Consider the following 17,362-nt stretch of genomic DNA (forward strand, 5'->3'; position numbering starts at 1 on the left):
AAACAGGACGGGCCAGATGAGGACGACGAATCCCCAGAACATCCCGCCCATGGTCAATCCGTCGTGTTCTTCGCGGGTGTACGCGCCCCTGCTGAACCTGCGCGACACGTAGAGCAGTCCCAGGACGGCGATGAAGACGTGTAGCGCATGCATCCCGATCATTACATAGAAAACCGCGCCGTAGATATTCTGGGTGACGGTCAGACCGAAATCGATCAGCCGGACCCATTCTACGCCCTGGACCACCAGGAAAAGGATGCCGAGCAGCGTGGCCGCGCTCAACAGGCGCCTCGAAGACAGCACCCGTCCACGCCGGATGGACCGCCATGCGCCGAACATGGCGGCGCCGCTGCCCAGCAGAACCAGGGTGTTGAAGAAGGACACCATCACGGGAAGGCTGGGCTGGTCTGATGGCGGCCATTCCGGATATCCCGACCGTACCAGGGCGAACGTGACGATCAGCGTGAGGAAAAGGACGGCTTCGCTGGCGATAAACACCAGCATGCCCAGCAAGTTGGCTCCGGCACCGGGCGGTTCGACGGATGGTGAACAGGGTGACTCGTCGCCACCTCCTCCCCGGCTGTTCCCGCCACCATTGCCGGTGTTGCGGCCATCCAGGCTGGTACTTCCGCCGCTACGGCCAAGGGTACGGATCCACTCCTTTTCCCGCACTTCAGGTTCGAGCACGTCAGTCGCGGTGCCGGGCTCCGTTACGACAGTCATTTACAATTCTCCCGCTTAACCACCGATCTGATTCACAAGCTTGATTCACCCAAGTCTATAGAAAGCTCTGGCGTTGTCGTGAAACAACTTGCGGCGCTCCTCGTCGGTTATTCCCTTCACTGCGTCAACCAGGGTGTCGAACCACCCTCGGTACGTGGCCGCGAGCGTACACACAGGCCAGTCGCTGCCGTACATCACCCGGTCGAAACCGAAGATATCGAGCAGATGATCGGTGTAGGGTCTGAGATCGTCTCCGGTCCAGTTTTCTTTCGCCCGGGTGACCAGTCCCGATATCTTGCAGACCGTGTTGGGAAATCCGGCCAGTTGGTTCATGTAGTCCGCCCATGGCGCGAATCCATCACCGGCGATGTCCGGCCCTCCGCAGTGGTTGATGGCATGGGTGACATCGGGCGTCGCGCGAACCAGGGTCACAGCGGCTTCGAGTTGCGTGACGTTGGCGCACAATTCGAAGGTGTATCCGTACCGGGGCAGCGATCTGACCCCTTCGATCAGGGCCGGCCAGCTGTAGAACGACGGATCTTCGTGGTGCCAGGCCATGCGCCGGACGCCGACCACCATGGGATAGTCCGCGGCCAGTCTGTCCAGGGTCTCCTCGCGGTCCTCCGCTTCCAGCGGCGCCGTGGCGACGATCGCGCCGATCATGCCGTCTTCCCCGGCGATGCGAACGAGCCGGTCCACCTCGGCCACCTCCGCGCCGGGGCCGGGGTCGGCTTCGATGTGGACGGACTTTACGATGTCGATGCCATCTATGGCCGCGCGGTAGTCTTCCGGTCCATAGCGCTGGCGCAGGGCGTCGAACCCCTCCAGCCAGGGATAGCTCAGCTCAGACGTGTCCCAGAGATGCTGATGTCCGTCGATGATTTGCAATGAATTCCTCCTGTTTCACTGTGCCGCTCACGCCAATCATTTCGAGGCGGCAGGCAAGACGCCAGCCAAAGACGCCAGCCAAACTTCTTCGCTCCTCATGCGTTTTATTCCGATGCGCCGAAACTGGTGTAGATCGTCTCGATCCATCGTGCTTCCGGAACGAAGTCGCTCGCGTATCCAGCCCATTTCTCCGGCAGGCCCGCGGCCTTGATTTCGTCGAGCGTTTTTCCCTCTGCCATCATGGCGCGGACGGATTCGATGGTCGCTACGAGCATATCGTGGTAGGCCTGCAAAGCCACGCGGTCTCCCAGGTCGCCATGGCCGGGAATCACACGCGTATCCGGTCCGATCATCGAAAGCACTTGGCCGATGTTCCGTTCCAGTCCGGCGACCGTGCCGCCGCTGCCGAGATCCACGAAGGGGAAACGGCCGTTGAAGAAGGTATCCCCCATGTGGATTACGTCCGACCCCGTGAAATATACATAGCTGTCGGTATCCGTGTGCCCGTCCGGTATATGCACCAGCCTGATCTCTTCCCCGTTGAAATGGACCGACACCTCCTCGTCGAAGGTGATCACCGGCCAGCCGTCCTCTACCATGGCGGGGATGGTTCGATCCCCGCGCTGCTGCGGTGTGGAAACCCGCTTGCGGACGTTGGTGTGGGCGACGATAGTCGCTTCAAGGCCGAAGATCGGGTTGCCGCCTACATGATCACCGTGGAAATGGGTGTTCAGGACAAACTTGAGCGGGCCGGCATGCAGGCCTCGGAGGGCCGACTTGATCTTGTCGGCCAGCGGTGCGTACTGATCATCGACGATCAGAATGCCGTCATCACCGACCGATACCCCGATGTTACCCCCGCTACCCGTGAGCATGTAGATGTTTCCCACGACAGGATGGGCTTCGACGACGACCTCGTCCCAGTTCCGCTGCGCATCGACCTGACCGCTCACGGCCAGAACGGAGAACAGCAACGAAAAACATCCGGGTGTTCGTTTCATTTTCCTGACTCCCTTATGGGCGGTTTCTAATGGTCCGGCAGCGTCCGGATCCATGATGCATGGACGCCGGCATACGGACTCCATCTATTCGACGTAACAAGGGTAAGGGGAACCAGACGGGTTGTCACGGAATAACGTAATCCTGTCAGCCTGTCTCGCGGTAGAATATCTCCGCGGTCTTACAGGTTACGAATAAGGCGCCCAACATGAGGACGAGGAAGAGATACATGGGCCACTCCGGCGCGAACCACCACGCCAGCGCGAAGAAGACGGCGCTTATGCAAGTGCCGGGCAGCACCATCTTGTTGTACGCGACCTTGAACAGGACAAGGACGCATAACCCGAAGAACCCTTTCAGGATCAATCCCCAGAATGTCCCCGGCAGCGCCAGAATCAGGACGACGCAAAAGCAGATGAACAGCAGCAGTACGACAGGGAGTAAACGGTTCATGTGTTCGTCCTGCTAGGGAGAAACCGTCTCCCCATTCCAGTCGGACGGAAATGGCTGGTACTCTGCGTGCGGATAGGGTTCGGACGAGGTATCGATATTACCCGTGTCGAGCCTTCGGCCGGCAACGGAAACCGTGGTATCTTGGGTAGCCAGCCAGTCGAGGAACTCCCACGCCGCTATGACGTTGATTCCGAAATTCTCGTGGCGCTCGATGCGCGCCAGTTCTATCCCCTCCTCTTCTCCTTCTTCGGGTGGCAATTCGATCGGAGTTGCAAGGCTCCCGAAATTTACCGCGATGATGTACCCTTCGTGGTCGAAGACCGGACTACCGCTCGTGCCGCCGATAGTCGCCAGGTTGTACTCGATCAACCGGGCCGTGTTTCGTGGGAATTCCAGGAAGTCCTCGTTATAGAATGGCCGCAGGGCGCTGATCGTCCCGCCCTTGAAATTGGCGATTGGGAGGATTCGATCCATGATCTTCAGGAGCCTGGGGAAACCAAGGGTGCCCACCGGTTGACCTACACGCAGGTCGTCGGTGTATTCCCGGGGAAGGAAGGAAGGCATTTCATGGGTGATCTCGCCCACGATGTTTATCAGTGCGATATCCGGCGACCAGAAGCCTTCGGGATCGTATTCCGGGTGAATCACGAAGCCGTCCCACCGATACGTTTCGTCGCCGCCGATCAGCGTACCGGCCCGTGTAACGAAAGGAATGATGGATTTTCCCTCGAGTTCGGGTTCTTCGGCGAGCTCAAGAGGGACTCCCGCTACGTGGGCGTTCGTCCACAGTCTGTCGGTGAAGTACGCGCTGAAAGCAGTTCCGAACGGGGTCGGTACGCCGTCGATAAAAACCCCCACGATGTAAATGGCCTCGGCCAGTCTGCCCTTCTCGATGGTGTCCGCCCAGTTGAGCGTCACGCCGGGTTCGCCCTGGATGCCTTGCACACCCTGTACGCCCTGGGGCCCCTGTTCACCCTGTACGCCCAGGGCGCCCTGCACTCCTTGTACGCCCTGGGGGCCCTGAACACCCTGAGGACCGGTCGGCCCCAGTTGACCCGGATCTCCCTGGCAGGCCGCCAGAATCGCTAATGTCACCATCAGTGCCAGTTTACGCACCTTACCCATCCTTTCCTGTTGGTTTATCGCCTTCTCCAAATGACCACGGACATTCGGACGGAAGAACTTGCAAAGACGTCGCGCCTTTTGCAAGGATTAACCCGACCTATGGTTGTTATTCCCGTAGACATGCCGCGCCAATGGCTTAGATTACTTCGAACACCACGTTCGAATCCCGCAACGAGCTATTGCATGGGTAGCCGCAAGTTCGAAACAGGTTAATACCTTATCCATGTTCAATGTTTCATCAGAGGAAACGAGGGTCTTTCCAATGTCTTCACCGGATCATCCAACTTATTCTACCATTGGCGTGCGTCCTCTCATCAACTGCAAGGGCACGCTTACCATGTACAGCGGATCGGTCATGCTTCCGGAAGTCCGACAGGCCATGATCGAAGCGTCCAGGAAATACGTGCATATCGAAGAATTGATCGATGGGGTCGGCCGGCGTATCGGTGAAATCATGAAGACGGAGTTCGGGCTCGTGACCAATGGATGCGCCGCGGCGCTGTGCCAGGTAACCGCCGCCTGCGTTGCCGGAACGGACCCGGATCGTATCGCCCGGCTACCCGATACCACGGGTATGAAGAACGAAGTCGTCACGCTTAAGTCCCACCGGCATGCCTATGATCATGCGATTCGGATGGTTGGTATCTCGCTCGTCGAAATGGACGACGACGCGGATAGCCTGCGGGCCGCTTTCAACGAACGCACCGCCCTGGTCGCGGTTTTCGGCGACCGCGCCGGCGACAGTGCGTTGGCGGTCCGGGAAATCGTCGATATCGCGCATGATCACGGCGTTCCCGTCTTCGTAGACGCCGCCGCGGAACGGCCGGATGTTCCGAATCCATACCTGGCCGATGGCGTGGACGCCGTGGCCTATAGCGGCGGCAAGTGCCTGCGCGGGCCCCAGGCCTCCGGTCTTGTTCTCGGCCATCGCGACCTGTTGTGGGCGGCCTTCATGAACGGCGCCCCGCATCACTCCATCGCCCGTCCCATGAAGGCGGGGAAGGAGGAGATCATGGGGCTGCTCGCCGCCGTGGAGCGGTGGGTGGAACGGGATCACGACGCGGAATGGAAGGAATGGGAGGGATATCTGCACACCGTAACCGACGCCATCGCGTCACTGCCTTCGGTCCGTACGGCCGTCCGCCAGCCGGGCCGATCCAACGTGGCGCCGGTGCTGCACATTTCGTGGGACAGGTCGGCGATCGGTATCGATCCGGAGGAAGTCGTGCGGAAACTGTCCGAAGGCGAGCCCCGGATCGAAATGGGCGGGGGAGACGGCCTTTCCATCATGCCCTATATGATGGAGCCCGGCGAGGATGCCCTGGTGGCCGCGCGCCTGCGAGATATTCTCGAACAGAGTGTGACGAACCATCGGGGGCAGGCATCATGAAAGTGATCGTTGATCTGTGTGTGGTACCCATCGGGGTCGGCGTATCGGTTTCCGAATACGTCGCGGCCTGTGAAAGGGTGCTGAGGGAGGCGGGACTAGAGACCTTCATGCACGCCTACGGAACCAATATCGAAGGCGAGTGGGATGAAGTCTTTGCCGCCGTCAGATCGTGTCACGAGACCGTGCATGCCATGGGCGCGCCGCGGATTTCCACCACCATCCGCCTGGGTACGCGAACCGACCGCACGCAAACCATGGAAGAAAAGATCGAAAGCGTCGAGAAGAAGCTGAGGGACGAAACGTCGTCCTGACACGGTCAGGCCAGCCATGAAAATCACGGCGGCCGCTAGTTGCCGACCGGTTCGCTTATGTGTCCGAAGAGCCGCTGAATGCGCTTGACGTGAATTTGGGGGAGCGGTCCCTTCGCGATGCCCATGATGTTCTCTTCGATTTTGTCCAGGGTTACCGCGCTGCAGACCGCGGTGGTGACGCCCTCGGTGTAGACGACGAATCGGTAGGCCGCCTCGACCAGCGTTTCGATATCGGGATCTTCGAGCAGAAAATCGTAGGGTGAATTGGGGTCGATAGACTCGTCCAGCAGTTCCTGTTGCTGCAGGTCTTCGATCGTCTGGGCTAGGCGTGCCGGATCCTTGAAGATATTGCGCACCGAGAAGATGTTCATGACGCCGACATGGTGCTCTGCGCAGTATGGAAAGACCGTGTGCCTGGCTGACTGGTTGAGCATGCTGTAGGCGATCATGATGACGTCAAGCTTCCCGGTGGGCACGGCCGCCCGCAACCATTCATGAGCGCCGTCGGTCAACGCGGTTTCGCTTGATCCGAGGAAACGGATCTTGCCCTGTTGGCAAAGGCGCTCGAGCACGGGGAACTGCTCGTTGATCATGTAATCGAAGTCGGCTTTCTCCGTCGCGGCGATCAACGCCACGTCGATCTCATCCACGCCCAGGCGGCGCAGGCTGGTTTCGATGGAATCCGTTATGTGCTCCGGAGTCATCAGGACAGGACCCTCGTCCTCGTCGAACTGCGAGAGGACAACCCGGGTGGCCACGTAGAACCGGTCGCGCGGAACACCTTGAAAGGCCCGTCCGAGTATCGCCTCGCTCTCAAGATAACCCGGAGACGTATCGAAGAGATTTATGCCCAGGTCCAGGACCCCGTGTACGAGCCGGTGCATCTCCGGTTCGGTCAGCGGAGGATCGCTGGTCTGGCCCAGCCGGTTGTAGCCGCCGGACCCCATGCTCAATGTCGATACGTTCAAGCCGGTGCGTCCCAGGGGACGGTATGAGACCATATCGACTCCTTTCGGATATCGGATGAGGTGAGAATCGCCTTTACAAAACGGCCGGCTTTGAATATCGATCTTGAATCACAAACTGGCTTCAGACAACCGCGTTCATTGACACACTTTAAGAGGAAGGAACGGGCATGTCAACCGTCGAAGATCTCGTCAAGCGGATCAGAATCGAGGGCTGGTGCGTTCTAGACGGCGTGATACCCCCCGACCAAGTGGTGAAGGTCCGCGAAAGCTTGATCGCCACGGCAGATGGCCGGCCCGAGGACCTGGAAAATGGCCGTCATGCGATCCGCGGGCTCATCGCCTGCGATCAGGCGATCGCCCCGTACCTGTCAGATGACCGGATCATGGGCGTCACCGAAGCGTTTTTCGGCAAACACGTCCGCATTTCCATGACCACGGGCGTCATTCTCCACCCCGGATATCCCCGGACGAACGACCCCGGCGGAGGACTTCACTCGGACTGGCCCTTCGGACAGGGCTACGACTATCGCATCCCGGCGCCTTATCCCGATGCGCCGCTGCTGTTGACCAGCCTCTGGATGCTCACGCCCTTTACCAGGGAAAACGGTGGCACGGTACTGGTGCCGGGAAGTCACAAGGCGAGCAACAATCCCACGGGCGACAGCAGCCTGGTGCCGGGAACAAGGCACCCATCGGAAATCCAAGCCGAAGGAAAGCCGGGAAGCGTGCTGCTCTTCGACAGCCGGACCTGGCATATCAATGGACATAACAACAGCGACGCGACCCGCATGGCCGTCATCGCACGGTACGCGGCTTGGTGGTTCAACCTCAACCCGCTCATTCCGGGTCTTTCGGACTTCGAACGCGATGCGGCCAACCGGGGTTTCCGGCCTGACGACGTCGTGCCGCTGACCCAGGAACAATATGACGCGCTGCCCGAACGCACCAGGCCCCTGTTCCACCATATCGTCATCGGGCAGAAGGTCCTTCCGTCCTAGACACGGTCGGCCGGAACGTTCCGCGCTCCCGGTCTTGAGGAACGCATGAAAAGTAACAGCCGTCCCAACGTGGTCGTCATCTGCGCCGACCAGCTCCGCGGCGACACCTTGGGCATCGCGGGCCATCCCGTGGTCCACACACCCGGTATCGACGCCCTCGCCCATACCGGACACTACTTCCCCCGCGCGGTCTCGGAGGTCCCCTCCTGCGTGGGCGCCCGCCGGACGCTTTTCAGCGGGCAGTGGCCGGTTACCCACGGCATGGTCGGTTTCGACGACATGGCGCCGTGGGACGAACCGGACACGCTCTGCCGGGTATTCCAGCGCAACGGCTACAAGACCTACTGTATCGGGAAACGGCACGTCTACCCCCAAGACGAACCCTACGGCTTCGACCGCATCGTCGCCCACGAGGAAGGCCGGTTCCTTTCGCCCGGATACCGCGACGACTACCTGGACTGGCTTGCCGAACGGGGATGGGGTGATTTCGGCCTGTTCAACGCGGGTGTGACCAACAACGGGTACACGTCGCGTCCCTGCGTCTTTCCGGAGGAATTCCACGTGACCACGTGGACGGCCACGCAGGCCATACGCGTCATGGACGAGCATGTCAAGGACCACGGACGGGACGTGCCCTTCTTCCTGTTCGTGTCCTTCAGCAAGCCCCATCCGCCCTGGGATCCGCCTGCTTTCTTCTATGAGCGGTACGCCAACGATCCCGACCTGCCCGATCCGGTTATCGGGGACCCGTCCGGCTACGTGGACAAACGCACACCCTTCGTCAAGGCCCACGGCCCCTTCCCGGAAGCGGAGTATCTCCCCCTGTCCCTCAAAAACGTCCGGCGCGCCCGGGCAGGGTACTACGGCTGCATCGACCACATGGACACCCAGATTACACGATTCACCTATCACATGTGGCGCATGCTCCAGCTTCGAAACCTCGTCTTTGCCTTCGTCGGCGACCACGGCGACATGATGGGCGATCACCATTACTGGGCCAAGTCGTACGGGTACGAGGGATCGATCCGCGTGCCCTTCGTCCTTAACTTCCCCGCACAGATGGATTTCCCCGCCGGTGTCCGGTACCCCGACACGACTGTGGGCCTGGCGGACCTGATGCCCACGCTGCTCGACGTGTGCGGCGTGCCCGCGCCGGAACGTATGGACGGCCGCTCGCTCATGCCGCTCGTACGGGGCGAAACGGACCGGCTGGACCGGGAAAGCCTGCACGCCGAACACCTCGAATTCGGCCATTATCTGGTCGACCACCGGGAGAAGTTCCTCTGGCACTACCGGACCGGGCAGTTCGAATACTACGATCTCCAGGAAGATCCGCTCGAGTGCCGGAACCTGTATAGCGATGATCATCCCAGGGCCCGCCTGCTGCGCGACCAACTGCGGGAACTGATCATGGAGCAGGGCAGGGAAGAGGATTTCATGCGCGACGGGAAACTGAGCAACGAAGTCGCGCAAAGTCACACCCACGAGTTCCCTCCCTATGCCGTGTAGGGATATGCCCTGTTGAGCTGTAGCCGGTCAGACCCTGCGGGGTTTCTGGCCCTTCCGCTGTCTCCATGGTGAGGTGCAGAATGGAAAAGCCCTTTAAGACCACCTATGACCGCAACGGGCTGCGTCCTCGATATCCCGAATCGATTTCCCCTGAAAAGGTCCGCGAGAAGCTGCTGGAACTCTTCGGTATGGCGGACATTCCGGAACAGGTTGATTTCACGACGGGCGAGTCGCGGGTTGAACACGGTATCCGGCTCACGGATCTTTCCTACGCCAATTCCCACAAGGAGACGGTCCCGGCCATCCTGATCGAGCCCCTGGACAACCCGGCCGAATACCTGCCGGGCGTGGTCTGCGTTCCAGGTACGGGGGGATCGGCCGAGCGCATGGCCCTGGAACGGTTCTACAAGGACGGTCCGAACGAGCCGCCCCTCTATGGCTGGGCACGGGAACTGGCCCGGCGGGGCTACGTGGCGTTGGCCATCTCACCCAAGGGCTGCCATGGCCGGGGCACGAACGAGGTTTCCTGGTACATCGAACTCAAGCACCTGCTCGCCTACGGCATCTCGCAGATGGGACTCCTCGTGGAGGAATCGCTCCGAGGCGTCCGCGTGCTCCAGGCCCAGGATCGGATCGGGAACAACAAGGTGGGATTGACGGGCATGTCCCTGGGGGGCAACGCGACGTGGTACGCCATGGCCTGCGCCCCCTGGCTGGCAACCGGCGTCCCCATTTGCGGCGGCGTGGGGCAACTCGAGAGCGTCATACGGGGAGGCGACCTGTACCGGCACAGCGCCTACTTCTACGTGCCCCACATGCTCCGCTACTTCGATCATCCCGATATCGTCGCGAACTGCATCGCGCCCCGGCCCTTCATGATGGTGGCGCCCACGTCTGACGAGGACATGCCGAAGTCCGGCGTCGACGAACTGATTCGCGTGGTGGCGCCGATATACCGCTACGCCGGCGTGAGTGACCATTTCCGTGTCTACCAGCCAGACGGCAACCACGTCTTTCGATTCGAGTACTTCGAATGGATGGTGGAGTGGTTCGATCGGTTTCTCAAGGGAGATTATGCTTGACGCCCGGCAAGATCCAAACTTACTTTAACTGCGTTCCCTCCAACATGTTGCAGGCAGGATGTTACCGTGAGTGAAACTGCCAGAGACCCCAGCGAATCGAGCGACTCCTCCGACGTCGTCGGCCCTGACCCCAGCAGGTTGACCGACGAGGAAGTGCTGACCGAGGGACCGCAGTACAACGCGCCGCCCCCGAAGAAGCGGGTGAAGTGGTACCGGTGCCGCGTCACGCGGGAACAACTCGCCAGCCTCAACAAACGCAGCGATTTCCTGGGATTCGTACAGACCTTGGGCTATCTCGCCGTCCTGGCCGCCGGCGCCGGCGCCGCCATCTACTCCTCCCTCTACTGGCCGTGGTATGTTACTTTGCTCCTGGTTTTCGTCAACGGCCACTTCTGGCATTTCCTGGTCAACGGCTTTCACGAACTGGTCCATGATTCCGTCTTCAGGACCCGCTGGCTGAACAGGTTTTTCCTCCGCGTGTATTCCTTCCTGGGATGGCACAACCACCACCACTTCTGGGCGAGCCACACCGAACATCACAAGTATACGCTGCACCATCCGGACGACCAGGAGGTGGTCCTTCCCGCGAAATTCGATGTACGGGGCCTGTGGAAGTGGTCGATCGTCAACTATCGTTATCCCTACGATCTGGTGAAAGGCAGGCTGGCGGCCGTCGCAGGCAAGATACCGGACGATCGATGGTCACAGGAGCTTTTTCCGGAAAGCGACCCGGAGCGGCGCCGGGCCTATGCCAACTGGGAACGCTACATGTTCACCGGTCACATGCTGATTGCCGGTGTATCCCTGGTCTTCGGTCTCTGGGTGGTACCGCTGGTCATTACCTTCCCGAAGATGATCGGCGCGTGGCTGCAGTTCCTGTGCAACGCGACCCAGCACGTGGGCCTGCAGGATGAAATTCCCGACTTCCGCCTCTGCTGCAGGACCTTCTATATCAACCCCGTCCTGCAGTTCCTTTACTGGCACATGAACTACCATACCGAGCACCACATGTACGCCGCGGTCCCCTGCTACAAACTGGGTCGGCTGCACCGGCTCATCAAGCACGAGATGCCCCACTGCACCAGCGGTTTATGGGAAACCTGGAAGCAGATCATACAGATCATGGACCGCCAGGAAGCGGAACCCGGTTACCAGTTCATCGCCGAACTCCCGGCGGCCGCACCGGCACCCGGACCCGCTCCCACCTCCCGGAACACCCCATGAAAATCACGGGCATCAAGCTGTTCGTCCTCGAAGATCCCGAACAGCCGCAGTATTACCATGTATTGAAGCGGGTCCCCGGCCTGAGGCGCACGCAGTATACCCACGGCAGCAAATCCCATCCCAAAGGCGGAAACCTGCGGCAGCACTTCATCCGGGTCGAGACCGACGAAGGCATTGAGGGCACGTGCACGACAACGATGGACCGGGAGCAAGTGGAGATCCTGCGCACGCAGGTAATGGGCAAGAACCCGCTGAACCGTGAAGAACTGTTCCAGTTGCTTCACAAGGGCACGCGCTGGCTGTACCAGAAGCCCGGGTGGTTCGGCGATTTCGACAACTGTCTGTGGGACATCGCCGGAAAGAAGGCGGGTCTGCCGGTTTACGTCTTGATCGGCCGGGTCCGGGACCGGTTTCCCGTATACCTGACCGGTGGAGATTCCGATATCGAAACCTACCTGCAGATGATCGAAGACGGCCGGGAATACGGCGTAAACGCCTACAAGTTCCACACCTACAAGGGTGGGAAGGCGGACATACCCATATTCCGCGAGGTGCGCCGGATCGTCGGTCCCGATTACCTGCTCCTGAACGACCCGGTCTGTTCCTATACGCTCCAGGAAGCCATCGAGGTGGGGCGGGTCATGGAGGAACTGGACTTCGTCTGGCTGGAAGAGCCGATGCACGAACAGAAGGAGCACCAGTACCAGGTACTGTGCCGGGAATTGACCATACCGGTGATGGGGAACGAGACGCTGATGCACGACCTGGGCATCTCGACCCAGCGGCTGATATCCGGGGCGACCGATCTGCTGCGCGCCAACGCCCGCTTCGGGACCACCCAGGTGCTGAAGATGGCCCACTTCGCCGAGATGTACGACACCAACATCGAGATGAACGCCGAAGGCGGCCTCTTCGGCCTCGTCCACGCCCACCTCGGATGCTGTATCGACAATACGGGCTTTTACGAAACAGGCGGAAACGGCTTCGTAGACACGGCCGGCACCTGGGGCATGGTCAACAAGCCGCTGGTCGCGGACGGCCATATCGTTCCGCCCGACGGGCCGGGCTGGGGAGCGGAGTGGGACACCGACCGCTTCGAGGCCATGACCGTGACAGTGTATTGACGGCACCTGGCTATACAACCTTATTGACGGCACCCCGCCTGATAATCCGCCTTATACATCCAGGTCTACGATTTCCCCTTCTATACGCATAGAAGATACTTCGAGCCGGGCGACCGTCACGGGCAGGCCGAAGCGCCGCGGTCCGGCGCTGCCCGGGTTGAGGTACCACACCCCGTCGCCGCGTTGTTCCAGCACCGGCTGGTGGGAATGGCCGAAAATCACGACGTCGACCCCCGCGGCAACCGGATCGACGCCCAGGTCCTCGATGTCGTGCACGATGTAGATCGATTTTCCGGCGACCTCGATGAGTTCGGTAGCCGGCAGCCGCGCCGCCCAGGACTGGTAGTCGGTATTGCCCCGAACCACCGTGACAGGCGCGATCGACGCAAGCGCTTCCAGTATATCCTCGCCGCCCACGTCCCCGCCGTGAATGATCCGTTCAACCCCGGCCAGCGCGGCGAGGGCCTCCGGCCGCAACAGCCGGTGGGTGTCCGAGATCACCCCGATCTTGACCGTCTGGCTCATGGAATGAACGGACTCGTGATATGCCTTGGATGGTAGCACCGCGTATCCTAAGAGTTAAGCCTGTTCGGCCTTTCTACCCGGCATCAGGCTGTACTTGCCTGGCCCAGTGAACCACAGGGCGATATAGACCGCGCAGAGTTCCATGGCATGGGACGCGCCGCTGAGTCCCGAACCCGGATCGTCCGCGGGCAGGGAAAGGTGACGCAGCATGGCCATGAGCATAGTGAGCGCGAGCAGCGTCGCCGCGGGGCGGAAGAATAGCCCGAGCATCAGAAGTATCGAGCAGAAAAACTCCGCGAAACCGGCCATGAATCCCCAGAACGCGGGGAGAAAGCCGATGCCGATCAGCTCCATGTTCCCGCCGATCGCGGCCCAGCGTTCAGGGTTGGATATCTTTCCCCAGCCGTGAAAGGCCGCCATGCTGAAGCCGATCACGATGCGGATGATGAGCAGTCCCAGGTCGGTCATGCCGAGGTTGTTCATAAGGAAGCACTTTAGTCTGTTCATGACGTTATCCCTTTATGTTGCCTTCGTAGATGATACGAAGATATGATACTCGTTCCACCACAAGGATTGCATGAGGTCCCCGTGAGTATTCTATGAGAAATGTATGAGGAACCCCACGGATATTGAAAACAACATCAGGACATGACCAGAGGTTCTTGAGGTTGGAACGAGTTCGACTGGTAATGATCTACACACGAGGACATCCGGTATCGCCGTCGGACTGGGCCAGGCCGGACCAGACCAGACCAGACCGTCAAGTCCAGGTTACCTCGCGCGACTCGCCGCCGGGACCGGCCTGCAGGATGGTGTCCGCGACGGCGATGGCCTTGACGGCCTCGGTGCCCGGCGAAAGGCACGTGACGTCTCCCCGGACGCAGGACAGGAAGTGCTCGGCCTGATAGGCGTACATGTCGGGCTCGGACTTCGACTTGATCAGGGTTTGCTCACCTTCCCGGTCCGTGAAGCAGCAGTACTGATGGGGTACGTCGTCCTCCGGTTCGGACAGGTCGCCGGTTCCGAACTGGATAAACCCCTTCGGCCCGATGATGTCGTGCAGGCCGTTGCCCCGCGCCGCCCAGCTCCATGACATGAGCAACTGGTTGCCGTTCCTGTAGCGGACGATGGCGGAACAGGTGTCCAGCGCCGATGAATCGGGATCCAGATTGATCGAACTGGACAGGACGCTTTCCGGATCTCCAAAGAGGTAATTGGCGAAATCATAGTTGTGTACCGCCCCGTCCAAGAGGGGACCGCCGCCCATATCGTGGTCCATGTACCATCTGCCCGGTCCGAAGCCGGCCATGGCGTTGCGCCAGAGGATGGGAGAGCCCAGTTTTCCTGATGCCACGTAGGCGCCCCAGGACTTCCAGTGAGGATCGAAGCGGCGGCAGTGGGCGACCATGAGGACGGTGTTTCGCCGATCCGCCTCTTCGTTGAGCCTATTGCATTCGTCCACCGTGCGGGCCATGGGTTTTTCCACCAGCACGGGAATGCCCGCGGCCAGGGCGGTCGATACCGCGGCGTAATGCAGGCCTGTGGGCACGGCAACCACGACGGCGTCCACCTCGCCGCTGTTGACGAGGGCTTCGGTGGAATCGAACAGCCGCGTACCCGGAAAGGTCTCGGCGAAACGCGCCCGCATTTCAGGGGACGGATCGGCACCCGCGACCAGCTGGCAGCCATCGACCCCATCAAAGGCCCTGGCCTGATGTGACCCCATGCCGCCAAGTCCGATTGAACCCACTCTTATCATGGTCTGTCCTTTCGTGGAATGCCTGGAGAACTGCCTGGGTGTTCGCGGTTGCAGGTTTTTCAGATTCCGCGGCGTCCGGCGGAAGCCGCCAGCGGGAACTCCGGTTTGATCTGAAACATTGATGAGGAACTGCTTGTCCAAAAAAGTAGATGGAATAACTTGAACTTTGTCAAGTTCTCATGCCGTCAGCGAGCTTCATAACAGTGCGTTGCGCACGGGCACCTGCTCCGCAACAAACCCCAAACCGGGAGAGCAAAGCATGTCCAATGAACAGGAGATCCAGGAAGCGAACCTGGCGAGAAAAGAGCTGTCGGAAGACGAACGGCTGCAATTCGACGTCCAGTACGGGACCCGGCGAAAAGACCCCACGACTGCGCTTGCCATAAGCATACTTTGCGGCACGCTCGGAATCGACCGGTTCTACATTGGCGATATCGGACTTGGAATCGCCAAATTGTTGACACTCGGCGGTCTCTTTATCTGGACGATCATCGACTGGTTCCTGATCATGGATGCGACCCGGGCGCAAAATAACCAACTCATGCGCCAGGTCCGTGAAAGTATTGTACAGGAGAGAGCGTGATCTGTCCCGCATGACGAAATCCGCCGCGACCATAACTCCTTATTGTAGATCCCGCTCATTACCAGGTCGGTGAGGCCTTGGGGTCTGGCCCAAAACGGTTTTCGCCCTTTGTCCCGTCCAGGATCAAAAACACCAGGAGTATTATGACACCGACGATCGGGATAAACGCAATCAGAAACCACCATCCGCTGCGCTCGGTGTCGTGTAGGCCGTCTAATGATTACAGCGAGATAGGGTATGATTACCGCTATATAGTAAAGAGTACTGAGGAACCCGAGGTTATCTCCGCTCATCTCGACTTTCCACCCCATAAACTCGTCAATCACCGCGAGGAATATAGAAATGATTGCGGAGAAAAGGAAAAACATCCAGAATTCCGTTCTCCTCGCCCTTCCACTGAAAACCGCGTACTTCTTCAGCACTTCGATGTACCAGTGCATGTTCCCTCCCGTTCTTTTCTGCATCAAAATCGCATGAACAATGTGCTCGAATCACCAAGCGCCCTGAATCATCGAGCGCTCTGAATTACTGCCAAAGCATCTCCCCTTCCGGCAGCTGCGACGCAAGAAACTCCTCGTTCAGTTCCACGCCCAGGCCCGGGGCTTCCGTCAGCGCCACGTGCCCGTCCTGGATGACCGAAGTGTCCGTAGCGAGCACATCGTCCCAGGTCGGGTCGTCGAAGCGATGGTACTCCAGGACCAGGAAATTCGGCACACTCGCACAGACGTGGGCGTCCCCGACTGTGCTCAGCGCACTGGAATTGTTGTGCGGCGCGAAGGGCACGTAGTATATCTCGGCCATGTTGGCGATCTTCCGGCATTCCGACAGGCCGCCGCACTTCGAAATATCCGGCATGATGATGTCGGCCGCCTGCTGCTGCAGCAGGTCTCTGAAACCGTGGCGGAGATAGAGGTTCTCCCCGACGCAGATCGGCGTTCCCGTGGCATGGGTGATCTTCGCCAGGGCGTCGATATTCTCCGGCGGTACGGGTTCCTCGAGCCACAGGAGATTGAGCGGTTCGAATTCCTGGGCCATTTTCATTCCGGCGGTCGCGTCATACCGTCCGTGAAGATCTATGGCGAGGTCCAGGGACGGACCGATCCCCTCGCGAATCGCGAAAGCCTGGTCCACGAGAGACTTCAACTCGTCAGGCGTCACCGACCAGTTCCAAGGATCCAGCTTGTGGGGGTTCTGGGCGTCGTCGAGGTCGAACTTGATCGCGGTGAAACCCCGTTCCTTCACCTCCGCGGCACGCTCGTTGTAGTCGTAGTGCGCGCTGTCCACGTACAGCCGGACCCGGTCCCGGAACTTGCCGCCCAGGAGCCGGTACACCGGGACGCCCTGGGCCTTTCCCGCCAGGTCCCAGAGTGCGATCTCGATCCCGGTGAGCGCCGAGATGGCCGTGCCGCCCGCTCCGCCCATGAATATGTACTTTCGACGGATAAGCTCGAAGCAGGCGTCCACGTCGCGGGGATCCATGCCGATGATCATTTTCGCCATGTGCCGGGTCGAGTTCCGCCATCCGCCGTCGAGGTGACTGGCTTCTCCGGTGCCATACACGCCTTCGTCGGTGTAGATTCGGACGTAGTGGTAGGTATACCCGGTCGGCACGGTCACTTCGGCGGTCTTTATTTCGGTGATCTTCATTCGTTCTCCTGTCTGATTTCGAATCTGTCGCGGTTTTCAGCCGTTTTGCGGTTT

At 60.1% G+C, this 17,362-nt stretch carries 18 protein-coding genes and 1 pseudogene; 8 read left to right on the plus strand and 11 right to left on the minus strand.

What is annotated here, in order from left to right:
- The 5 genes from OXG98_07030 to OXG98_07050 all read right to left on the minus strand — a co-directional run.
- Positions 1-723: cytochrome c oxidase subunit 3 (locus OXG98_07030; protein ID MCY3771756.1), on the minus strand; the 723-nt coding region annotated here is incomplete at its 3' end.
- 45 nt (positions 724-768) lie between these two features.
- Complete coding sequence (locus OXG98_07035) at positions 769-1,611, minus strand: amidohydrolase family protein (GenBank protein ID MCY3771757.1); 843 nt, start codon at positions 1,609-1,611, stop codon at positions 769-771.
- Between the two features lie 104 nt (positions 1,612-1,715).
- On the minus strand, positions 1,716-2,612 hold the full coding sequence (locus OXG98_07040) for an MBL fold metallo-hydrolase (protein ID MCY3771758.1): 897 nt from the start codon (positions 2,610-2,612) through the stop codon (positions 1,716-1,718).
- A 145-nt stretch (positions 2,613-2,757) separates the two neighbouring features.
- A complete protein-coding gene (locus tag OXG98_07045; protein MCY3771759.1) occupies positions 2,758-3,063 on the minus strand; it encodes a hypothetical protein in 306 nt (101 codons plus the stop codon).
- 12 nt (positions 3,064-3,075) lie between these two features.
- Positions 3,076-4,179 carry a trypsin-like peptidase domain-containing protein gene (locus OXG98_07050; GenBank protein MCY3771760.1) on the minus strand — a complete coding sequence of 368 codons (1,104 nt, stop codon included), beginning with the start codon at positions 4,177-4,179 and terminating at the stop codon, positions 3,076-3,078.
- A 271-nt stretch (positions 4,180-4,450) separates the two neighbouring features.
- Here OXG98_07050 and OXG98_07055 point away from each other — a divergent pair, with 271 nt between their 5' ends.
- Positions 4,451-5,578 (plus strand): aminotransferase class V-fold PLP-dependent enzyme, encoded by a 1,128-nt coding sequence (locus tag OXG98_07055; GenBank protein ID MCY3771761.1) that lies wholly within the window; start codon positions 4,451-4,453, stop codon positions 5,576-5,578.
- Positions 5,575-5,889 (plus strand): MTH1187 family thiamine-binding protein, encoded by a 315-nt coding sequence (locus OXG98_07060; GenBank protein ID MCY3771762.1) that lies wholly within the window; start codon positions 5,575-5,577, stop codon positions 5,887-5,889. Before OXG98_07055 ends, OXG98_07060 begins: the two co-directional genes overlap by 4 nt.
- Positions 5,890-5,924: 35 nt before the next feature.
- On the opposite strand, the gene OXG98_07065 is transcribed toward OXG98_07060, so the two are convergent.
- Complete coding sequence (locus OXG98_07065; protein ID MCY3771763.1) at positions 5,925-6,890, minus strand: aldo/keto reductase; 966 nt, start codon at positions 6,888-6,890, stop codon at positions 5,925-5,927.
- Positions 6,891-7,024: 134 nt separating this feature from the next.
- Here OXG98_07065 and OXG98_07070 point away from each other — a divergent pair, with 134 nt between their 5' ends.
- From OXG98_07070 to OXG98_07090, 5 genes are all read left to right on the plus strand, one after another.
- On the plus strand, positions 7,025-7,855 hold the full coding sequence (locus OXG98_07070) for a phytanoyl-CoA dioxygenase family protein (GenBank protein ID MCY3771764.1): 831 nt from the start codon (positions 7,025-7,027) through the stop codon (positions 7,853-7,855).
- Positions 7,856-7,900: 45 nt separating this feature from the next.
- On the plus strand, positions 7,901-9,364 hold the full coding sequence (locus tag OXG98_07075) for a sulfatase-like hydrolase/transferase (GenBank protein ID MCY3771765.1): 1,464 nt from the start codon (positions 7,901-7,903) through the stop codon (positions 9,362-9,364).
- 80 nt (positions 9,365-9,444) lie between these two features.
- A complete protein-coding gene (locus OXG98_07080) occupies positions 9,445-10,446 on the plus strand; it encodes a hypothetical protein (protein MCY3771766.1) in 1,002 nt (333 codons plus the stop codon).
- A gap of 66 nt (positions 10,447-10,512) precedes the next feature.
- Positions 10,513-11,670, plus strand: coding sequence for a fatty acid desaturase (locus OXG98_07085; GenBank protein ID MCY3771767.1), 1,158 nt, complete (start codon positions 10,513-10,515; stop codon positions 11,668-11,670).
- Positions 11,667-12,794 carry a hypothetical protein gene (locus OXG98_07090; protein MCY3771768.1) on the plus strand — a complete coding sequence of 376 codons (1,128 nt, stop codon included), beginning with the start codon at positions 11,667-11,669 and terminating at the stop codon, positions 12,792-12,794. The genes OXG98_07085 and OXG98_07090 overlap by 4 nt, the downstream gene beginning before the upstream one ends.
- Before the next feature lie 51 nt (positions 12,795-12,845).
- Here OXG98_07090 and OXG98_07095 read toward each other — a convergent pair whose 3' ends face one another.
- The 3 genes from OXG98_07095 to OXG98_07105 form a co-directional block, all read right to left on the minus strand.
- Positions 12,846-13,319 (minus strand): metallophosphoesterase family protein, encoded by a 474-nt coding sequence (locus OXG98_07095; GenBank protein MCY3771769.1) that lies wholly within the window; start codon positions 13,317-13,319, stop codon positions 12,846-12,848.
- A gap of 54 nt (positions 13,320-13,373) precedes the next feature.
- Positions 13,374-13,826 (minus strand): DoxX family protein, encoded by a 453-nt coding sequence (locus tag OXG98_07100; protein MCY3771770.1) that lies wholly within the window; start codon positions 13,824-13,826, stop codon positions 13,374-13,376.
- Between the two features lie 253 nt (positions 13,827-14,079).
- A complete protein-coding gene (locus tag OXG98_07105; GenBank protein MCY3771771.1) occupies positions 14,080-15,078 on the minus strand; it encodes a Gfo/Idh/MocA family oxidoreductase in 999 nt (332 codons plus the stop codon).
- A gap of 259 nt (positions 15,079-15,337) precedes the next feature.
- Here OXG98_07105 and OXG98_07110 point away from each other — a divergent pair, with 259 nt between their 5' ends.
- Positions 15,338-15,661, plus strand: coding sequence for a TM2 domain-containing protein (locus OXG98_07110; GenBank protein MCY3771772.1), 324 nt, complete (start codon positions 15,338-15,340; stop codon positions 15,659-15,661).
- Between the two features lie 58 nt (positions 15,662-15,719).
- On the opposite strand, the pseudogene OXG98_07115 reads toward OXG98_07110, so the two are convergent.
- Positions 15,720-16,101 (minus strand): annotated as a pseudogene (locus OXG98_07115) (DUF805 domain-containing protein).
- A gap of 85 nt (positions 16,102-16,186) precedes the next feature.
- On the minus strand, positions 16,187-17,308 hold the full coding sequence (locus OXG98_07120) for a mandelate racemase/muconate lactonizing enzyme family protein (protein ID MCY3771773.1): 1,122 nt from the start codon (positions 17,306-17,308) through the stop codon (positions 16,187-16,189).
- Between the last annotated feature and the right edge of the window lie 54 nt (positions 17,309-17,362).

It is taken from the genome of Gemmatimonadota bacterium (assembly GCA_026706345.1).
Lineage (GTDB): Bacteria > JAAXHH01 > JAAXHH01 > JAAXHH01 > JAAXHH01 > JAAXHH01.